Source organism: Pseudomonas protegens (genome assembly GCF_013407925.2).
GTDB lineage: Bacteria > Pseudomonadota > Gammaproteobacteria > Pseudomonadales > Pseudomonadaceae > Aquipseudomonas > Aquipseudomonas fluorescens_AP.
This window is the reverse complement of sequence record NZ_CP060201.1, coordinates 1586240-1605423: the sequence shown is the minus strand read 5'-3', so window position 1 is coordinate 1605423 and position 19184 is coordinate 1586240. Positions and strand designations below refer to the sequence as shown.

Here is a 19184-nt window from a genome sequence, read left to right as displayed (position 1 = left end):
CGTCAGGCTTGAAGCTTGGAAGAGAAGTTGTCGCTTGAGTTCAACGACTGAAAAGCGGTTTTGCGGATCTGCGCTAACTCGCAGATGGGGGAAGTGGAGCGGGTGAAGGGAATCGAACCCTCGTTATCAGCTTGGGAAGCTGGAGTAATGCCATTATACGACACCCGCTCGAACGGCTGACTTTGTACCAGATGTGGCCGCAGATTTGAAGTTTTTCTTTATCTGACCTGTGCTTGCGTGTCATCGCTGTTCGCCGCAGGTGGGCCATGCGCCAGGAAAAACAGGGTTTTTCAAGGACGGCCGGCCCACCTGTGACGCTGCATGGTCAGATCGCCCGTGCATGCTGAGGCTGATCATAGTGCGCGCGCGTTCGACCGTCGTACTGACCCGGCTTGAGGAATCCCAGCAGTGCCTGGCGGCTGTCGCGGCAGGCGGCCTTGTGTTCCATGTCGAGAAAGTGCCCGGTGGCCTGGATGGTGCTGAAGCTTGCGTGCTGCACATGGTCGGCGAACAGCTTGGCGTCGTTGGCCGAGGTGTACTCGTCCCACTCACCGTTGAGAAACAGCACCGGCACCTGGATGTTCTTCGCCGCCCGCAAGTAGCACTGCCGGTCGCCGTTGAGCACATGGCTGATGTGGAAGTGCATCTGCCCGTACTCGTGCTCCGCCAGGCTGCTGACGTGGCGATAGTTGTAGCGCTTGAACAGCGAGGGCAGGTGCTTGCCGATGGTGTCGTTGACCAGGTGGCCGACGCGATGGCGGTCGAGGTTGCCGAGGTAGTCGACACCGCGCTCCAGATAGTCGCGCATCGGCTCGTTGATCACCGGCGAGAACGAGCTGATCACGGCTTTCTCGATGCGCCGCGGACGCTGGGCCAGGGCCTGCAAGGCGGCGGCGCCGCCCCAGGAAAACGACAGCACGTGCTCGGCGGCAAAGTGCTCGATCAACTCCAGAAGGATCTGTCCCTCCACTTCCTTGGTGAGCATCCGTTCGTGTTTGTTGTGGGCCTTGGAGCGGCCCGCGTAGGGCTGGTCGTAGAGCACCACGTTGAACTGCGGGTGCAGGTTCTTCACGGTCTGGGCAAAGGACGCAGTGGTGGCCATCGAGCCGTTGACCAGAATGATGGTCTTGTCCGCGGCGTCTGCGCGATAGAACTCCGTGTAAACCCGATACTGACCCTGTATATCCAGCACAGCGATTTCTGGCCTCATGTCATAAGACTCCTGGCAAGCGGGTATGCGCGCAACTTGAGTGTGCACGGGCAATCTGACAGGTAGGCATACGCCTTGAATGGGAGCCCATGTCGATCCGGTAAGGCAGGTCGACGGGTGTTGTTATAGGCGGGCGATTTGCCGGGGGAAATGCAGAGCAGGCAGGGCTCAGGCCGGCAAAAGGTTTCTTAGATGTCTGTTCGTGACTCATCGGTCACAATTCGGCCGACGGACTGATTCAAGCAGGGCAATCGATAACCTGCAAGTCGATTGGGCAAATTGTTCGACAGCTTCTGCTCAGCGGTCGTCCGGGCATGGCGAGCCTCAGATCAGGCGGATTTCGTCGGCGCTCAGGGGCCGGTACTCGCCGGGGGCCAGCCGCTCGTCCAGCACCAGCGGCCCCATGCGTTCGCGGTGCAGGCGCAGCACCTTGTTGTTGAAGTGGCCGAACATGCGTTTGACCTGGTGATAGCGCCCTTCGACGATGCTCAGCCGGGCGCTGCGCGGACCGAGGATCTGCAATTGCGCGGGCAGGGTGGTGAGGTCCTCGAAGGCGAAATACAGGCCGCGGGCGAAGGTCTGGATGTACTCGGGGCCCATCTCGTCTTCGGTTTCCACGTAGTAGAGCTTGGGCAGTTTGGTCTGCGGCTGGGTCAGGCGCCGCGACCACTGGCCGTCGTTGGTGATCAGCATCAGCCCGGTGGTGTTGTAGTCCAGGCGTCCGGCGATGTGCAGCTCCTGCGGGTCCGGCTCGTGGATCAGCTCCAGCACGGTCCGGTGCTCGGGATCACGGGTGGCACTGACGCAACCCATGGGCTTGTGCAGCATGAAGTAGCGCGCCGGCTTGCCGGCCTGCAGCACCTCCTCATCCAGTTCCACCCGACTGAATTCGCGAACCTCGGCCCGGGGATCGCCGACCGGCTGACCGTCGATGCGCACGCGCCGCTGCACCAGCAGCAGGCGCACCTGTTGGCGGTTGAAGCGCGGCAGGTTGCTGAGGAAACGGTCAAGGCGCATGGCAGGCGATCGCAGGCAGTGGGTGGGCGGGTTTCAAGAGCGCGGCAGGGTGCCGGCGCGCAACTGCGCCTCGACCCCGGCGCAGCGCGGGCACAGGCAGGCACGGTCGCGCAGGTGGGGCGCCAGGGCCTCGATGATGGCCGGGTCGATGCTCAGGCTGTAGCACCAGCAGGCGCGGTCCGCCGTGCGTGGGTCGGCCAGGGCGCAATCGTTGCGGGCACCGCAGGCCGGGCAAAGGTCAGGTTCATTCATGGCTGGAGTCAGGCATTTCCACGCAGGTTCGATTACGTCCACTTTGCTTGGCGCGGTACATCGCATGATCGGCGCGGGACAGCAGGCTGTGCAGGGTGTCTGCCGGTTGCAGGGCGGTCAAGCCGATACTGACGGTCAGTTGCAGGGACTGCCCTTCATAGTAGTAGCGCTGCCGTTCGGTCAGCTGCCGAATCTTTTCGGCGATCTGCAGGGCGGGCCCGCTCTGGGTGTCCTTGAGCAGGACGATGAATTCCTCGCCGCCCCAGCGACAGACGATATCGGACTGGCGCAGGCAGTCCTGCAGGTCCCGGGCGAAGCCGCTGAGCACCTGGTCCCCGGCCAGGTGGCCGTAGGTATCGTTGAGGCGCTTGAAGTGATCCAGGTCCAGCAGCAGGGCGCAGAGCGGCGTCAAGTCGCGTCGCGCCTCTTGCAGGGCCTGGGCCGCCAGCAGGTCGAAGCCGCGGCGGTTGGGCAGGCGGGTCAGGCTGTCGAGGGTGGCCTGGGTTTCGATCTTGCGCTGGTAACGGCGCACCACGCCGCTGAGCAGGATCAGCACGATGGCGGTGATCACCAGGCAGATCAGCAGGTTCAGGTACAGCGACTGGCGGATGCCGTTGAGGGCACCATCCTCGCGCTTGTCGACGAACAGGTACCAGTTCAGCTCGGGAATGAAGCGCACATTGAGAAAATGCCCCTGGCCCTGGGTCGAGTATTCATAGCTGCCGCTGTGGGGCTTGGGCAGTTGGGCCATCAGTTCCTTGAGGCTTTCCAGGTCATGCAGGGACTGGCCGCTGCGGGCGCCCTGGGGGCCACCGTCGGCACCGGTCAGCACGATGCGCCCGAAGGTGTCGACGAAGTACACGCTGCGCTGGTAGCGCTGCTGGTACTTGTCGATCAGCTTGATCACCGCGTCCACCGTCAGGCCGACGCCGGCGGCGCCGATGAAACGCTCCTGGTAGTCGTAGACCTTGTAGTTGATGAAGAAGGTCAGCTTGTCCTGGTTGGCCAGGTCCGGGTCGACGTTGATCTCGTAGGGCGTGGCCATATTGCGCACGCGAAAGTACCAGGCGTCCCGGGGTTCATCGACCTTGACCTTCTTCAGCACGCCCTTGGCCTGGTAGTAGGTGAGGCTGGTGTTGGAGACGAAGAACGCGGTGTAGGCGTCGTAGTGGGTCATGACCTCGTTGAGGTAGCGGGTCATCTGGCTGGGGTCGCGTTCGCCGGCCACCACCCAGTCACGCATGAAGGTGTCGCGGGCCATCATCGAGGAGATGAGCACCGGTCGTACCAGGTCCTTCTGGATTTCCGAATACACGGTGTCGGAAGTCAGCGGCAGTTCGGTGTTGACGATGTTGTCGCGGATCGAATCCCGCGAGGCGTAGTAGCTGAGCAGGGAGGTGGCAAGGAAGCCACTGCCCAGCAGGGTGATCAGGACCAGCACCAGCGAACGTTGCGAATACAGGGGAGAACGAAGCGCCATGGTAATTCCGTGATAGTGGCCCGATGACGCATTCTAGTGGCACGGCGGGCAAATGACTCGTTCATCCATGCACTGAATTGTCTTGGCGTTGATACGTTGCCAAGGCCTCTTTCGCCGCCGCCATTCCAAGCCTTGAGACGCCGCGGGCGGGGACCTGCCAGCGGTCGCGTGACTTGTATCAATGTGTTGCCGGAATCGCACCAGAAGGCAATTTTGCGGTCAGATATTTCGTCAGTCAGCCTGTTGCTGATTGCCGCCTGCCAGCGTCGCTGGCGTGGCTTCTTCGCGGTCCAGGAGGCCGCCATGTATCGTCGACTTCTGCTTGTTGCATTACTGGGTTTGAGTCTTGGCGCGTGCGTCCCTTATTACGATGGAGGCTCAAGCTATTACAGCTCCGAGGTCTACAGCTCCCCGGCGCCGGCTTATTACTACGGTGGCGGTTCATCCTATTATTCGACCGGACGCAGCTACTACGCGCCACGCTATTACCAGCCGGCGCCGCGCTACTACTCACCGGCTCCGCGTTATTACCAGGTCCCCCGGGCGGTCTACCGACCTTATCCCGCCCAGGGCTGGGGCGGGCATGAGCGCCACGGCAACTGGAACAATGACAACGGCGGCAATCAGGACTGGGGCGGTCACGGCGGGCGTGGCCGCGGCGACCATGGACGTGGTGGGCGCGGCCACTGATTCGGCCAGGGTCGGGAGCCCGTAGCCGCCTCGGGCGGCTACGGGCTTTTTAGTAATCGGTCAGGTCCGCCAGGGGATGGCGACCTTCCCAAGCCTTGTGGAAGTGCGCTTCGACCACGGCCTCAGGCACCTGAGTGATATCCGCCCAGTGCCAGTGCGGCTGATGATCCTTGTCGATCAGGCGCGCACGCACGCCTTCGGCGAACTCCGGATGCCGGCAGCAGTTCAGGCTCAGGGTGTATTCCATCTGGAATACCTCGGCCAGCGACAGGTAACGGGCGCGGCGGATCTGTTCCCAGACCAGATGGGCCGTCAGCGGACAGCCCTGGGTCAGGGTCTGGGCCGCGCGTTGGTAGAGGGCATCGTGGTGATGCTGCAACTGGCTGATGGCGCGCCAGGCGCAGGCCACGTCACTGACATCCAGCCATTCGTCGATCTGCGCCCGGCGCGGCAGCCATTGGGCTTCTGGCAGTTGCGCCGATGCTTCCTGCTGCAAGGCCTTGAGCAGGCTGTTGAGCTGCCGCGGGGTCTGCTCCTGCCAGTTCAACTGCAGCAAGCCTTCGATCAGCGCCTCCTGTTGCTCATCCAGCAGGAAGCGATCGGCGAGACCCAGGTCCAGGGCGTCGCGGCCATTCATATGGGCGCCGGTGAGCCCGAGAAACAGGCCGAGCTTGCCGGGCATGCGCGAAAGGAACCAGCTGGCGCCCACATCGGGATACAAGCCGATGCTGATCTCCGGCATCGCCAGGCGACTGCTGGGAGTGACGATGCGGATGCCGGCGCCTTGCAGCAGCCCCATGCCGCCGCCCAGCACATAGCCGTGGCCCCAGCAGATCACCGGCTTGGGGTAGGTGTGCAGGCGATAGTCGAGGCGGTATTCCGCGGCGAAAAAATGCCCGGCCAAGGCCGGTACTTCGCCCGGATGATCCAGGCAGGCCTGGGCCAGGCTGCGCACTTCGCCACCGGCACAGAAGGCCTTGGCGCCGTTGCCGCGCAGCAGCACGCAGACCACTTGCGGGTCCTTGGCCCAGGCGTCGAGGCGTTCGCTCAACTGCTGGATCATCGGCAGCGACAGGGCGTTCAGGGATTTTTCCGCGTCCAGGGTGGCAATGGCGATGCGTGCGCCATCGGTGCCGGTGAGTTCTTCGACGTGCAGGTTCATCGTGACCTCGATGGGGAAATTTGAGCGCTCAGTATGATCGCTGTAAGGGAAACTGCCGGTTCTGTGTCAGATCAATTGACAAGCGAAGTCGGCTTTCCTAGGGTGCGGCCATTGTTTTTTCACGGGCCTGGCCATGACTGCTGACGATCGTATCAAACTCGAACCGAGCTGGAAGGAGGCCCTGCGGGCCGAATTCGAGCAGCCCTACATGAGCGAACTGCGCGAGTTCCTGCGCCGGGAACATGCCGCCGGCAAGGAAATCTACCCGCCGGGTCCAATGATTTTCAATGCCCTGAATTCCACGCCGCTGGACAAGGTCAAGGTGGTGATTCTCGGCCAGGACCCCTACCACGGACCGGGCCAGGCCCACGGCCTGTGCTTCTCGGTGCAGCCCGGGGTGCCGGCGCCGCCGTCGCTGGTGAACATCTATAAAGAGCTCAAGCGCGATCTGAATATCGACATTCCCAACCACGGCTACCTGCAGAGCTGGGCCGACCAGGGTGTGCTGATGCTCAACACCACCATGACCGTGGAGCGGGCCAACGCCGCATCCCATGCGGGCAAGGGCTGGCAGTTCTTCACCGACCGGATCATCGAAGTGGTCAGCGAGCACCAGCCGCATCTGGTGTTCCTGCTGTGGGGCGCCCATGCCCAGAGCAAGCAGAAGCTGATCGACGCCACCAAGCACCTGGTGCTGACCTCGGTGCACCCCTCGCCGCTGTCGGCCTACCGTGGCTTCATCGGTTGCGGGCACTTCAGCCGCACCAACAAGTACCTTGAGCAGAACGGCGAGACGCCGATCGAGTGGCGCCTGCCGCCGTTGTAACTATTGCTCGATGGGGGGCTGCTTGGCGGCCACCCCACTCGCGACTTGAACCAGGGCATATCTGTAGCCGCTGCCGCAGGCTGCGAACGGCCCGTAGGGACGCGGCGGTGGCTCGGCCACTGAAGGTCCTGCGACTACAGCGGGCCTTTGTTCCAGTGGCGGAACAGGGGCTCGGCGAGAAACAGCACGAACAACAACCTCATGACCTGCATCGCCGTCACCAATGGCACCGACAGTTGCAGGGTTTCGGCCGTCAGGCTCATCTCCGCGATACCGCCGGGCATCATGCCCAATGTCAGCGAGCGCAGGTCGAGGTGGGTCAGCACGCTCAGGCCCAGGGCCGCAAGGCCGGCGATCAGCATGGTCAGGGCGGTGCCGATCAGGGTGCGGCCCATGAACGACGGTGCTCGACGAAAGAACTGCCGGTTGAAGTGACAGCCCAGGCCGCTGCCGATCAGCCACTGGCCCAGCTGGCTGGCGCCGTCGGGCAGGCCGATGTGCAGGTCCCAGGCGATGCTGGCCGACGCGCTGAGCAGCAACGGGCCGAACAGCCAGGATTGGGCTGGCGCAGGCGTTGCCAGAGCCAGGCCAGCAGCGCTCCTGCCGGGAACAGCAGGGCCAGCCACTGCCAGTCCACGCTGCTTGCGTGCAGGGACGGGGCGCCTTCCCCCAACAGGTACTTGAACGCCGCCGGCACACAGAGCACCACCGTCAGCACCCGCAGGCTCTGCCCGGCCGCTACCCGACTGAGCACCGCGCCGTTACGCGCGCCGAGATTGACCATCTCCCCGGAGCCGCCGGGCATGCTGGAGAAGAATGCCGTGGCCCGGTCTTCCCCGGTGCGCCGCAGCAACCACACCCCGACCACACTGGACAGGCTGGTGACCAGGGCGCCGCAGAAGATCAGGCCGAAATGGCTCAGCACCTGCTCCATCACCAGCGGCGTGAAGTGCAGGCCAATGCCGATGCCGACCACCCATTGTCCGCATTTGCGCCCGCCGGGGATTTCCGCCAATTGCCAGGGTGTCAGGCAGCGCACCAGGATGATCGCCAGCAATGAGCCGACCATCCACGGCAGCGGCCAGCCGACCTGGCTGGCGAGGTAGCCGCCAGCCAGGCCCACCAGGGGCGTGCCCCACCATTGCCTGAAGCGGGCTTCAGACATCGGCCACGGCACGTTGCTCGGCCGCGCGCTTGCGCCAGATGCGCAGCAGCGGCATCAGCAGCATGATCACGGTCAGCACCCAGACCCCGACGGTGATCGGGCTCGACCAGAGAATATCCATGGCACCGTTGGAGATCGACAGCGCCCGGCGCAGGTTCTGTTCCATCAGGCCGCCGAGGATGAAGCCCAGCAGCACCGGCGACAGCGGGAAGTCCAGCTTGCGCAGGATGTAGCCGAAGATGCCGATACCCACCATCAGGAACAGGTCGAAGGTGGTGGCGTGTACCGCGTAGACGCCGATCCCGGTAATGATCGCGATCACCGGCACCAGGGCCCAGTTCGGCACCGCGAGGATGCGGGTGAAGAGGCGGATCATCGGGATGTTGAGGATCACCAGCATGATGTTGGCGATGAACAGCGAGGCGATCAGGCCCCAGACGATGTCCGGCTGTTGCTGGAACAGCAGCGGGCCGGGGGTGATGTTGTACAGCGACAGCGCGCCGATCATCACCGCGGTGGTGCCGGAACCGGGCACGCCCAGGGTCAGCATCGGCACCAGGGCACCGCAGGCCGAAGCGCCGATCGCGGTTTCCGGGGCCGCCAGGCCGCGCTTGTCGCCTTCGCCGAAGGTGCCGCTGGCGCCGGCGATGCGTTTCTCGGTCATGTAGGCCACGGCGCTGGCCAGGGTTGCACCGGCGCCGGGCAGCACGCCCATGATGAAGCCCAGCAGGCCGCAGCGGATGTTCACCGCGAACACCGAGGCCGCTTCCTTGAGGTTGAACATCATGCGTCCGGTGGCTTTTACCGCTTCCTGGCCGCGATGGGTCTTTTCCAGCAGCAAGAGGATCTCGCTGATGGAGAACAGGCCCAGCACCAGCACCACGAACTGGATGCCGTCGGTGAGGTGGATGTTGTCCCCGGTGAAACGGTACACGCCGCTGTTGGCGTCGATGCCCACCGCCGACAGGAACAGCCCGATCAACGCGGCGATAAAGGTCTTCAATGGCCGGTCGCCGGCCATCCCGCCCAGGCAGACGATGGCGAACACCATGAGCACGAAGTACTCCGCCGGACCGAAGGCGATCGCCCACTTGGCCAGCAGCGGGGCGAACAGCACCATGCCGCAGGTGGCAATGAAGGCGCCGATGAACGAACTCCAGGCCGACAGCGACAGGGCCACGCCCGCCAGGCCCTTGCGCGCCATGGGGTAGCCGTCGAGGGTGGTCATCACGGTGGAGGCTTCGCCGGGAATGTTCAGCAGGATTGAGCTGATGCGGCCGCCGTATTCGCAGCCCAGGTACACCGCGGCCAGCAGGATCAGCGCCGATTCCGGCGGCAGGCCCAGGGCGAAGGCGATGGGAATCAGCAGTGCCACGCCGTTGATCGGGCCCAGGCCCGGCAGCAATCCGACCACGGTGCCGATCAGGGTGCCGCACAGGGCGGTGACCAGGTTGTAGGGGGTCAGCGCTACGCCGAAGCCCTGGCCCAGGTAACTGAGGGTATCCATATCAATTCTCCAGAACGTCGAGCAGGCCGAGGGGCAGGGGTACGTCCATGACCCGGTCGAACAGCCAGTAGAGGCCGACACTGAGCAGGCTGATGATCACCAGGCTGGGCAGCCAGCGGCCGCCATAAAGCCGGGCCATTGGCACGCCGATGAGGATGCTGGCGAGGATGAAGCCCAGGGGTTCGAAGGTGCCGGCGAACACCAGCAGCAAGGTCACGCAGAGCGTGATCTTGGTCAGCGTCTGCCGGTCCAGGGGCGGTTCGTCTTCGCTGTGCTTGATCGGCGCCGGGCGAAACAGCATGTACAGCAGGGCCAGGCCCATCAGGCCGAGCATCAGCAAAGGGAAGGCCCGCGGGCCCACGGGTTCGTAGGAAAAGGCCGCTTGATACGGCCAGGCCATCAGTGCCAGAGCGGCACAGACCAGCAGCAACACCGCGGCGAAGAGACGTTGAACGAGCATGGTTAACTCCCGGGCGCGGCCCTCGATGCGCGAGGGCCGCGCCGTCAGCAAGGGACGGTCACTGGATCAGGCCGAACTCTTTGGCCAGGGTCTTGTAGTCGGCCACCTGCTTTTTCACGTAGGTGTCCAGCTCGGGGCCGGTCAGGGCGAAGGGGAACAGCTCGCGCTGATCGCGCAGCTTGGCGAAGTCTTCGGAGGCCAGCAGTTTGTCGAAGGCGTCTTTCCACCAGGCGTATTCCTCGTCGGTGACTTTCGGCCCGAGGTAGAAACCGCGCACTACCGGCCAGACGATGTCGTAGCCCTGCTCCTTGGCGGTGGGGATGTCTTTCATTTTCGGCTCGTCCAGGCGCTGTTCGGAGAACACCGCCAAGAGGCGCATGTCGCCGGCCTGGATGTGTGGCATGGAGTCGGAAATATCGGTGCTGCCGACCTGAATGTGCCCGCCCAGCAGGGCCGTGGCGATCTCGCCGCCGCCTTCCAGGGCGACGTAGCGCAGGTCCCGCGGGTTGATCCCGGCGGCCTTGGCGATCAGCGCGGTCTGCATCCAGTCCTGGCTGCCCACGGTGCCGCCGGAACCTATCACCACTTTGCTTGGATCTTTCTTAAGAGCCTGGACCAGATCGTCGAGGGTCTTGTAGGGCGAATCGCTTTTCACGGCGATGGCGCCGTAGCTGGTGCCCACCGCCGCCAGCCAGCGCACCGCGCTTTCATCGAAACGGCCGAACTTGCCCTGGGCCAGGTTCAGCAGCGAGCCGCTGGACCAGGCCACCAGGGTTCCGGCGTCGGCCGGGCGCTGGGCCACCACCGCGTTGTAGGCCACCGCGCCGACGCCGCCGGGCATGTAGGTCACGCGCATCGGCTTGGTCAGGATCTTCTCGTTGACCAGGGCGCTTTGCGCCAGCTTGCAGGTCAGGTCGAAGCCGCCGCCCGGGGAGGCCGGGGCGATGCACTCCGGGCGCTTGGGCTCGGCGGATGCGGCCAGCAATTGGCCGGCGAACAGCATGCAGCCGGCGGTGAGGGCGAGGTTACGCAGTGAAAAGTCCATGATTGTCTCCACAGGAGTTGTTGTTGGTCTGTCCTTTTTAAGCAAGCTTGCCTGGTGAGTTACCACAGGGCCACGCTGTAGCTCACCAGCAGGCGCACTTCATCCGCGTCGCGAGCCGAATAGTTGGAGCGGTAGGTGGCGTTGCGCAGGCGCACGGCAACGTCCTTGAAGGTGCCGCTTTGCACCACGTACTTGACCTCGGTGTTGCGCTCCCATTCCTTGCCGGTGTCGCCGTTTTTCAGGGCGATATTGTCGCCGCTGATGTAGCGGGTCATGAAGCTCAGGCCGGGCACCCCGAGCTTGGCGAAGTCGTAGTCGTAGCGGGCCTGCCAGGAGCGTTCCTCGGCACCGGCAAAATCGTTGATCTGCACGAAGTTCACCAGGTACGGGTCGCTGCCATCGACATAGGGGAAGGCGCTGTCGCCGGACATGTGCTGGTAGCCGGCACTGAGTTTGTGGCCGTTGAGGGCGTAGCTCAGCAGGCCGTTGAGCGATCGGTTGTCGATCTTGCCGCCCCGGGCCTGGCCCTGGTCGTCGCTGATGGCCAAGCGCAGGTCGCTGGCGAAGGTGCCTGGACCCAGGGGACGCGACGCCACCAGGCCGAAGAAGTGCTGGTTGTAGACGTCGTCCAGTTGGGCGAAGTGGTAGCTGCCGGTGATCTTGTCGGTGAACTTGTAGTCCAGGCCGCCGAAATTGAAGTGCTTGCCGGCCACGGTGCCGGCGAAGCGGCTGTTCTTGTTGTTGAGGCGGATGTCCTCGTAGTTGCTGTCGTCGCGGTCCTTGGCCTTGTCCAGGCGGCCGCCGGTGAAGGTCAGGTTCTTGATCTCCTTGGAGGTCAGCAAACCGCCTTCGAAGGTCTGCGGCAGGATGCGCCCGTCGTTGGGCTTGAGGATCGGCAACTCGGGAATCAGGCTGCCGATTTTCAGTTCGGTGGCGGAGATCTTCACTTTGCCGGTCAGGCCGAGCTTGGAGTACTCATTGGCGGCGCGCCCATCATCGTGGGTCGGCAGCAGGCCGGTGCCGGTGCGGTCGGGGCTGGAATCGAGCTTGACCCCGAGCATGCCCAGGGCGTCCAGGCCGAAGCCCACCGTGCCTTCGGTGTAGCCCGACTGCAGGTTGAGCATGAACCCCTGGGCCCATTCGTCGCGCTTGGACTGCTGGGCGCTGGTGCCTTCGCGGAAGTCGCGGTTGAAGTACATGTTGCGGGTTTCGAAGGTGGCACTGCTGTCTTCGAAAAAGGCGGCCTGGCTCAAGGGGGCGACACCGGCGAGGGCCGCGGCGCTGGCCAGGGCGGTCGGGGTCAGACGGGAAAAAGATACAGGTGTGACGGCGTGAGGGCGCGTGGACGGCATCCAGGGGTACTCCGTTATTGTTCTTATTGTTGACGAAAACGCTTCGAGGCGTTTTGCGTGTCAGCGGTCATTGAGACCAGGGCAGTCGAGACTGTCCGTAGCGGGACTCTAAAGGGCCAACCTTTCGCTAACCTTTCAGCGCACTTTCACGGTTTTCGGGCTTCACAGCGGCGGATGCGGCGGTACACTCCGCGCCAAAGAGCGGCGTCGATCCCCCCTGAATCGAGGTAATCATCCATGCGAGTCCTGCTCGTCGAAGACCATCTGCAACTGGCCGAAAGTGTCGCCCAGGCGCTCAAGAGCACCGGCTTGACCGTGGATGTGCTGCACGACGGCGTGGCCGCCGACCTGGCCCTGGGCAGCGAGGAATACGCCGTGGCGATCCTCGATGTCGGCCTGCCGCGCATGGACGGTTTCGAGGTGCTGGCGCGCCTGCGGGCCCGGGGCAAGAACCTGCCGGTGCTGATGCTCACCGCCCGCAGCGACGTCAAGGACCGGGTTCACGGCCTGAACCTGGGGGCCGACGACTACCTGGCCAAGCCGTTCGAGCTGACCGAGCTGGAAGCCCGGGTCAAGGCCCTGTTGCGCCGCAGCGTGCTGGGCGGCGAACGCCAGCAGCGCTGCGGGGTGCTGGCCTATGACTTGGACACCCGACGCTTCACCCTGGGCGAGGAGCTGCTGACCCTGACCTCCCGCGAGCAGGCCGTGCTGGAGGCGTTGATTGCCCGTCCTGGCCGGGTGATGAGCAAGGAGCAACTGGCGTCCCAGGTGTTCGGCCTGGATGAGGAGGCCAGCCCGGACGCCATCGAGATCTACGTTCACCGCCTGCGCAAGAAGCTCGATGGCCATGCGGTGGCGATTGTCACCTTTCGCGGCCTGGGCTATTTGCTGGAAAGCCGCGATGCATAAGCCCAGCAGCCTGCGTTGGCGGTTGCTGTGGAACCTGGCGCTGCTGCTGGTGGTGCTGATGCTGGCCAGTGGGCTCAGCGCTTATTGGAATGGCCGCGAGGCCGCCGACACCGCCTATGACCGCACCCTGCTGGCCTCGGCGCGGACCATCGCCGCCGGCCTGTCCCAGCGCGACGGCAGCCTCAGTGCCAACGTGCCCTATGTGGCCCTGGACACCTTCGCCTACGACAGCGCCGGGCGCATCTACTACCAGGTCAACGATATTCACCAGCAACTGATTTCCGGTTACGAAAACCTCCCCGGTCCACCGCCGGGCACTCCGCGTACCGATGACTACCCGGCCCTGGCGCGCTTCTATGACGCCACATACCTGGGGCAGAACGTGCGGGTGGTGAGCCTGCTCAAGGCGGTCAGCGAGCCGAACATGAATGGCATGGCGGAGATCCGCGTCGCCGAGACTGACGAGGCACGGGTCGCCATGGCCCGCAGCCTGATGGCCGATACCTTGCTGCGCCTGGGCATGCTGGCCATCGGTGCGTTGCTGCTGGTGTGGTTTGCGGTGAGTGCCGCGCTGCGGCCACTGGAGCGTTTGCGCGGTGCGGTGGAAGAGCGCCAGCCCGATGACTTGCGGCCACTGCCGCTGGTGTCGGTGCAGCGCGAATTGTGGCCCCTGGTGCGGGCCTTGAATCATTTCACCGAACGTCTGCGCGGGCAGTTCGAGCGCCAGGCGCAGTTCATCGCCGAGGCCGCCCATGAGTTGCGCACGCCCTTGGCCGCACTCAAGGCCCGCCTGGAACTGGGCTTGCGCTCCGGCGAAGCGCAGACCTGGCGTTCGACCCTGGAAAGCGCGGCCCAGGGCACTGATCGCCTGACTCATCTGGCCAATCAACTGCTGTCCCTGGCTCGGGTGGAAAACGGCGCTCGGGCCATTGCCGAAGGCGGTGCGCAGTTGCTTGACCTCAGCCAGCTGGCTCGGGAGCTGGGCATGGCCATGGCGCCCCTGGCCCATGCCCGGGGCGTGGCCCTGGCGCTGGAGGCCGACGAGCCGGTGTGGCTCAAGGGCGAGCCGACCCTGCTCAACGAGTTGCTGAGCAATCTGGTGGACAACGCCCTGGCCCACACGCCGCCGGGGGGCAATGTGGTGCTGCGGGTCTTTGCGCCAGGCGTGCTGGAGGTGGAGGACGATGGGCCGGGGATTCCCCTGGAGGATCGGGACCGGGTCTTCGAGCGTTTCTACCGGCGCAATCAGCAGGTGGCCGGCTCGGGATTGGGCCTGGCGATCGTGGGGGAAATCTGTCGCGCCCATCTGGCCCAGATCAGCCTGCATGACGGCGAGCCTTCGGGGCTCAAGGTGCGGGTGAGTTTTATTGCCGGATGAGGATCAGTAGAGCATTGAGCGGGATGCTTGCAGATCGTTGCACATGGCCTGGTTTTCCGGGTCGATTCCCAGCTTCTTGAAGGCCGGCACGCTGAAGGCGTCAATCCGCGAGAGAGGGTGATCAGTGTCCTTGTGGCAGTACAGGGTCGCCACCTGCACCAGATCGACGTAGTCGATCCCGGCGCTCTGGCGGTCGAAGTGCAGGTACTGCCCGGGGATTGCCACCAGTTGCTCGGGGAACTCCCAGACCCGCAGCAGCTTGTCTCCCAGCAAGGGGTGGATCCGCTCGATCACGTGGTTGAGGCTGACCGGGTCGGACAGCAGTTCGTAATGGTCTTCGGCGTAGGTCAGGATCGGCAGCACGCCGATCTGGTGCACCAGGCCGCCAAGGGCTGCCTGGTCGGGCTTGAGCTGGGTGTAGCTGCGACACAGGGCGTAGCTGACCCCGGCCACTTCCAGGCTGCGGCGCCAGACATCGTGCATCTTTTGCGCCACCACTTCGGAGCGGGCGTTGAAGATCTGCTCCATCACCAGGCCGATGGCCAGGTTGCTGCTGTAGTTGACCCCCAGGCGGGTGATTGCGGTGTGCAGGTCGGTGACTTCCTGGGTCGCCCGCAGCAGGGGGCTGTTGACCACCTTGATCAGCCGTGCCGACAACGCGGTGTCACGGCCTATCACTTTACTCAGGGTGCTGACGCTGATTTCCGGGTCTTCGGCGGCCTGGCGAATCTGCATGGCCACCTCCGGTAGGGTTGGCAGGACCAGGTCATCGTTGTCGATGGCCTCCACCAAATCCCGTTGGACCTTTTGCGCCAGCTCAGTCATTTCAGTTCTCTAGGGTGTTGCAGGAAAGGGGAATCGATCAGCGCTGGATTTCGCGATCGCGGTCCAGCTCGTACGGCAGATCCAGCAAGTGCAGACCGGGCCCTTCGAGTGTCCCCAGGTGCAGGTTGCCGTCTTCCACCGCCTCGGCCTGCAACACGGCCAGCAGTTCCACTTGATCGGGTGCCTGGGCGGCCAGGACCACTTCGCCGATGGCGCTGTTGTGGGTCGGGGAGAACAGTGGGGTGCCGGGGGCGGGAAGCTCGCCTGCGGGCAAGGCGAGGCGGTACAGGCGGCGCTTGAGCTTGCCCAGGTACTGCATGCGGGCGACGATTTCCTGGCCGGTGTAGCAGCCCTTCTTGAAGCTGACGCCACCCACGGCCTGCAGGTTGAGCATCTGTGGAATGAACAGCTCGCGGGTCTGCGCCATGACCTGGCCCAGGCCGGCGCGGATCTGGCCCAGCAGCCACTGGTTGAGCTCGCCCTGGGGCAGTTGCGCGGCCAATTGTCGAGCCAGGTGCTCGGCTTGTTCTGCCGGGCCCCAGAGTTCGGCGCGGTCGCTGGACACGCGTATGGCGATCAGGTCGTCGGCTCGGACCACGGCGCCGTCTTCCTGGGGCAGTTCGAGGCTCAGGTCGCGGAGGGTGGCGTCGCCGCCGGCCAGGCCGAAACGCACCCAGCTGGCGCTTTCGTCGCTGAGCTTGGCCTTGGAGAACACGGCGTACTTCTTCAGGTCGGCCAATTGCGGTTCGAGCAGTTCGCTGGCCATGGCCAGCAGGCAGCCGTCACCTTGCACAAGGATGCGGAAACTCGACTGCATGCGACCTTTCTGGTTGCAGCGCGCGCCGAGGCTGGATTGGCTGTCGCTGAGGTAATTGAGGTTGCAGGTCAACTGACCCTGAAGGAATTTGCTGGCATCAGGGCCGCGGACGGCGAGGACGCCTTCGTGGGACAGGGGGCAGAAAAAAGCGGAGTCAGCCATGGTTCATCGCAGGGTAAAAAAGTCTGGGGCACATCATAAGGGGGCGCCCCTGAAATGGATAGTTCACAAAGGATAGCCGGTGGCCGACCAAAGCCGACTGTTCTCGTGTGCCCCGGGCTGTATACTTGCGCTCTATTTGAGGAGCGCTCCATGGTTGAAGATGTTGAACTGAATCGCCTCTACTGGCACAGCCGTCGCGGCATGCTTGAGCTGGACGTGTTGCTGGTGCCGTTCGTCAGGGAGGTGTACCCGCATCTCGATGAGACTGATCGCGAGTGCTATCGCAAGCTGCTGGAATGCGAGGATCAGGACATGTTCGGCTGGTTCATGGAGCGCAGCGAGTCCGAGGACCCTGAGCTGCAGCGCATGGTTCGCATGATTCTGGACCGTGTCCAACCCAAGTAGCGTGTTCGAGTGCCGCTGGCGTGCTTCAAGGCAACTGCTGGCGGCCTACCTGATGGCCCAGGCATTCGCCGTGGCGGCCATTGTTCTTTTGCAGTGTGCGCCTGTCGCCAAGTTCCTGGGGCTGTTGTTGTGCCTGTTGCACGCCGGCTGGGTGCTGCCTCGACAGATTCTCCTGACTCACCCCCGGGCGTTCACGGGCTTGCGGCATTCGGCAGAAGGCTGGCAGTTGTGGAGCCCGGCCAAGGGCTGGCAGGCGGTGCAGTTGCGCGCTGACAGCCTGGCGTTGCCGCTGATCGTGGTGCTGCGTTTTCGCGTGTGCGGCGAGCCGTGGGTGCGTTCTCTGTGTGTGCCGCGGGATGCGCAGGCGGCCGATGTGCATCGGCGCCTGCGGGTGCGGCTCAAGTTCGGCCGGCGTAGGTGGGCGGCTGCAGAATAGTGTCCCGGGCCTCGGGCAACTGCTGCGGGTAGTCGAGGGTGTAGTGCAGGCCGCGGCTTTCCTTGCGCTCCATGGCCGAGAGGATCATCAGCTCGGCGACCTGGGCCAGGTTGCGCAACTCGATCAGGTCGCGACTGACCTTGTAGTTGCTGTAGAACTCGTCGATCTCATCCAGCAGCAGGCGCACCCGGTGCTGAGCCCGTTGCAGGCGCTTGTTGGTGCGCACGATACCCACGTAGTCCCACATGAAGCGCCGCAGTTCATCCCAGTTGTGCGCAATGATCACGTCTTCGTCGGAATCGGTGACCTGGCTGGCGTCCCAGGCGGGCAGGGCAGCGGGAATCGAGACCTGGGGCAGTTGCTCAAGGATGTCGGCTGCCGCCGAGCGGGCATAGACGAAGCATTCCAGCAAGGAGTTGCTGGCCATGCGGTTGGCCCCGTGCAGCCCGGTGAAGCTGGTTTCGCCGATGGCGTACAGGCCGGGCACGTCGGTGCGGCCCCGCTGGTCGACCATCACCCCGCCACAGGTGTAGTGGGCCGCCGGTACCACCGGGATCGGCTGCTGGGTGATATCGATGGAAAACTCCAGGCAGCGTTCATACACCGTCGGGAAATGGCTTTTGATGAACGCGGCCGGCTTGTGGCTGATGTCCAGGTAGACGCAGTCAATCCCCAGGCGCTTCATTTCGTGGTCGATGGCCCGGGCGACGATATCCCGCGGAGCCAGTTCGGCCCGTGGATCGAAGCGCGGCATGAAACGTTCGCCATTGGGCAGCTTGAGGTGGGCGCCTTCGCCGCGCAGGGCCTCGGTGATCAGGAAGCTCTTGGCCAGCGGGTGATACAGGCAGGTGGGGTGGAACTGGTTGAATTCCAGGTTGGCTACCCGGCAGCCCGAGCGCCAGGCCATGGCAATGCCGTCGCCACAGGCGCTGTCGGGATTGCTGGTATAGAGGTAGACCTTGGCCGCACCGCCGGAGGCGAGAATCACGAAGCGTGCGCCGAAGGTGTCGACTTGGCCGGTGCCGCGATTGAGCACGTAGGCCCCCAGGCAGCGGTCGCCTTCCAGGCCCAGGCGCTTTTCGGTGATCAGGTCGACGGCGACCCTTTGCTCCAGCAGCTCGATGTTGGGGTGTTGTCGGGCCTGGGCCAGCAAGGTCTTGAAGATCGCCGCGCCGGTGGCGTCTGCGGCATGGATGATCCGCCGGTGGCTATGGCCGCCTTCGCGGGTCAGGTGGAATTCGAAGCCGCTTTCATCGCTGCCAGCGTCTTCGTCGCGGGTGAAGGGGACGCCCTGGTCGATCAGCCACTGGATGGCTTCACGGCTGTGCTCGACGGTAAAGCGCACCGCATCTTCATGGCATAAGCCGCCACCGGCATTGAGGGTGTCATCGACGTGGGATTCGACGGTATCGGTATCGTCCAGTACGGCGGCTACACCGCCCTGGGCCCAGTAGGTCGAGCCGTTGGCCAGGTCGCCTTTGCTCAGGACGGCAATACGCAGGTGGCTGGGCAGGTTAAGGGCCAGGCTCAAGCCGGCGGCGCCGCTGCCAATCACCAGAACATCGTGTTGAAACTGTTGGCTCATTTGAAGGATTCCGCTCAAAGCGACCCAATATGGGGTTGGCGCAAGACGCCTGAATCGGCGAGTCAAAGCAGCCACACAGCCCACTAGTATATAGAGGGGGGGATCGGCACAATAGTCGCGCCTTCATGGCGTTGTGCGACTTCGCTGAGCAAAAGCGTTGCTCTCGACCAGCCTCTTCTCGCGGCATTCCAGCTTCCGCGCGGGTTGATCGAAGAAGTAAGGCGGTTTTTCTCTTCACCGTTACACAATCTTCGTTCGGCACAGCTATAAAGATTGGGAACTTTTGCCAAGGCCCCAAACTCAATAGAAGGTTGCCTGAAAGAAGGGACAGCGTCGGTTCTGGCCAGGGTTTGCAGTCTGTTCCTTGTGACAGAAATCGACGACAGGATTATTCGCGCAGCCGGCCTTGCCCGCGCTGCGTTTTTCGTGCGTGCCGGATCAGAGCCCGCAGGAAACTTGCTTGGAGGGGGAGAACTTTTGCGAAAAGCCCGAGTCTATGTT

18 protein-coding genes, 1 tRNA gene and 1 pseudogene are annotated in these 19184 nt (G+C 64.0%); 6 read left to right on the top strand and 14 right to left on the bottom strand.

The annotated features are described in order from the left end of the window. Positions 1 to 94: 94 nt before the first annotated feature. The 5 genes from GGI48_RS07550 to GGI48_RS07530 form a co-directional block, all read right to left on the bottom strand. Positions 95 to 168, bottom strand: a tRNA-Gly gene (locus tag GGI48_RS07550). Positions 169 to 325: 157 nt separating this feature from the next. Continuing rightward, entirely contained in the window at positions 326 to 1210 is an 885-nt protein-coding gene (locus tag GGI48_RS07545; RefSeq protein WP_016964201.1) for an alpha/beta fold hydrolase, read from the bottom strand. Between the two features lie 324 nt (positions 1211 to 1534). After that, positions 1535 to 2227 carry a 16S rRNA pseudouridine(516) synthase gene (locus GGI48_RS07540; protein WP_103741467.1) on the bottom strand — a complete coding sequence of 231 codons (693 nt, stop codon included), beginning with the start codon at positions 2225 to 2227 and terminating at the stop codon, positions 1535 to 1537. A 33-nt stretch (positions 2228 to 2260) separates the two neighbouring features. After that, positions 2261 to 2479 carry a cysteine-rich CWC family protein gene (locus GGI48_RS07535; RefSeq protein ID WP_179597690.1) on the bottom strand — a complete coding sequence of 73 codons (219 nt, stop codon included), beginning with the start codon at positions 2477 to 2479 and terminating at the stop codon, positions 2261 to 2263. Further along, positions 2472 to 3959: a sensor domain-containing diguanylate cyclase gene (locus GGI48_RS07530; protein WP_179597688.1), complete on the bottom strand. Its 1488-nt coding sequence runs from the start codon at positions 3957 to 3959 to the stop codon at positions 2472 to 2474. The genes GGI48_RS07535 and GGI48_RS07530 overlap by 8 nt, the downstream gene beginning before the upstream one ends. Positions 3960 to 4262: 303 nt before the next feature. Between GGI48_RS07530 and GGI48_RS07525 the strand changes: the two genes are divergently transcribed. Further along, on the top strand, positions 4263 to 4649 hold the full coding sequence (locus tag GGI48_RS07525) for a hypothetical protein (protein WP_080963011.1): 387 nt from the start codon (positions 4263 to 4265) through the stop codon (positions 4647 to 4649). A gap of 49 nt (positions 4650 to 4698) precedes the next feature. On the opposite strand, the gene GGI48_RS07520 is transcribed toward GGI48_RS07525, so the two are convergent. Then, on the bottom strand, positions 4699 to 5811 hold the full coding sequence (locus tag GGI48_RS07520) for an enoyl-CoA hydratase/isomerase family protein (protein ID WP_103741469.1): 1113 nt from the start codon (positions 5809 to 5811) through the stop codon (positions 4699 to 4701). 133 nt (positions 5812 to 5944) lie between these two features. On the opposite strand from GGI48_RS07520, the gene ung reads away from it, so the two are divergent. Further along, positions 5945 to 6637: a uracil-DNA glycosylase gene (ung, locus tag GGI48_RS07515; protein WP_016964196.1), complete on the top strand. Its 693-nt coding sequence runs from the start codon at positions 5945 to 5947 to the stop codon at positions 6635 to 6637. A 212-nt stretch (positions 6638 to 6849) separates the two neighbouring features. Here ung and GGI48_RS07510 read toward each other — a convergent pair. From GGI48_RS07510 to GGI48_RS07490, 5 genes and pseudogenes are all read right to left on the bottom strand, one after another. Continuing rightward, positions 6850 to 7802 (bottom strand): annotated as a pseudogene (locus tag GGI48_RS07510) (AbrB family transcriptional regulator); the annotation flags it as partial. Next, positions 7795 to 9309: a tripartite tricarboxylate transporter permease gene (locus tag GGI48_RS07505; RefSeq protein ID WP_179597686.1), complete on the bottom strand. Its 1515-nt coding sequence runs from the start codon at positions 9307 to 9309 to the stop codon at positions 7795 to 7797. The pseudogene GGI48_RS07510 and the gene GGI48_RS07505, both read right to left, overlap by 8 nt. Position 9310: 1 nt before the next feature. Next, on the bottom strand, positions 9311 to 9769 hold the full coding sequence (locus GGI48_RS07500) for a tripartite tricarboxylate transporter TctB family protein (protein WP_179597684.1): 459 nt from the start codon (positions 9767 to 9769) through the stop codon (positions 9311 to 9313). 58 nt (positions 9770 to 9827) lie between these two features. Continuing rightward, entirely contained in the window at positions 9828 to 10814 is a 987-nt protein-coding gene (locus tag GGI48_RS07495) for a Bug family tripartite tricarboxylate transporter substrate binding protein (protein WP_179597682.1), read from the bottom strand. Positions 10815 to 10873: 59 nt separating this feature from the next. Then, positions 10874 to 12166 (bottom strand): OprD family porin, encoded by a 1293-nt coding sequence (locus GGI48_RS07490; RefSeq protein ID WP_179597680.1) that lies wholly within the window; start codon positions 12164 to 12166, stop codon positions 10874 to 10876. A 237-nt stretch (positions 12167 to 12403) separates the two neighbouring features. Between GGI48_RS07490 and GGI48_RS07485 the strand changes: the two genes are divergently transcribed. Both GGI48_RS07485 and GGI48_RS07480 read left to right on the top strand, forming a co-directional pair. Next, positions 12404 to 13075: a response regulator gene (locus GGI48_RS07485; protein ID WP_016963896.1), complete on the top strand. Its 672-nt coding sequence runs from the start codon at positions 12404 to 12406 to the stop codon at positions 13073 to 13075. Continuing rightward, on the top strand, positions 13068 to 14453 hold the full coding sequence (locus GGI48_RS07480; protein WP_047302442.1) for a sensor histidine kinase: 1386 nt from the start codon (positions 13068 to 13070) through the stop codon (positions 14451 to 14453). Before GGI48_RS07485 ends, GGI48_RS07480 begins: the two co-directional genes overlap by 8 nt. 3 nt (positions 14454 to 14456) lie before the next feature. Here the strand turns inward: GGI48_RS07480 and GGI48_RS07475 are convergent, their stop codons facing one another. Both GGI48_RS07475 and GGI48_RS07470 read right to left on the bottom strand, forming a co-directional pair. Continuing rightward, entirely contained in the window at positions 14457 to 15278 is an 822-nt protein-coding gene (locus GGI48_RS07475; protein WP_047302444.1) for an HDOD domain-containing protein, read from the bottom strand. Positions 15279 to 15315: 37 nt separating this feature from the next. Then, positions 15316 to 16257, bottom strand: coding sequence for a folate-binding protein YgfZ (locus tag GGI48_RS07470; RefSeq protein WP_179597678.1), 942 nt, complete (start codon positions 16255 to 16257; stop codon positions 15316 to 15318). 150 nt (positions 16258 to 16407) lie between these two features. On the opposite strand from GGI48_RS07470, the gene GGI48_RS07465 reads away from it, so the two are divergent. Then, positions 16408 to 16662, top strand: coding sequence for a succinate dehydrogenase assembly factor 2 (locus tag GGI48_RS07465; protein ID WP_016963899.1), 255 nt, complete (start codon positions 16408 to 16410; stop codon positions 16660 to 16662). After that, entirely contained in the window at positions 16646 to 17098 is a 453-nt protein-coding gene (locus GGI48_RS07460; protein ID WP_047302447.1) for a protein YgfX, read from the top strand. The genes GGI48_RS07465 and GGI48_RS07460 overlap by 17 nt, the downstream gene beginning before the upstream one ends. On the opposite strand, the gene nadB is transcribed toward GGI48_RS07460, so the two are convergent. Next, positions 17061 to 18683 (bottom strand): L-aspartate oxidase, encoded by a 1623-nt coding sequence (nadB, locus tag GGI48_RS07455; RefSeq protein ID WP_103741474.1) that lies wholly within the window; start codon positions 18681 to 18683, stop codon positions 17061 to 17063. The genes GGI48_RS07460 and nadB overlap by 38 nt on opposite strands. Positions 18684 to 19184: the final 501 nt, after the last annotated feature.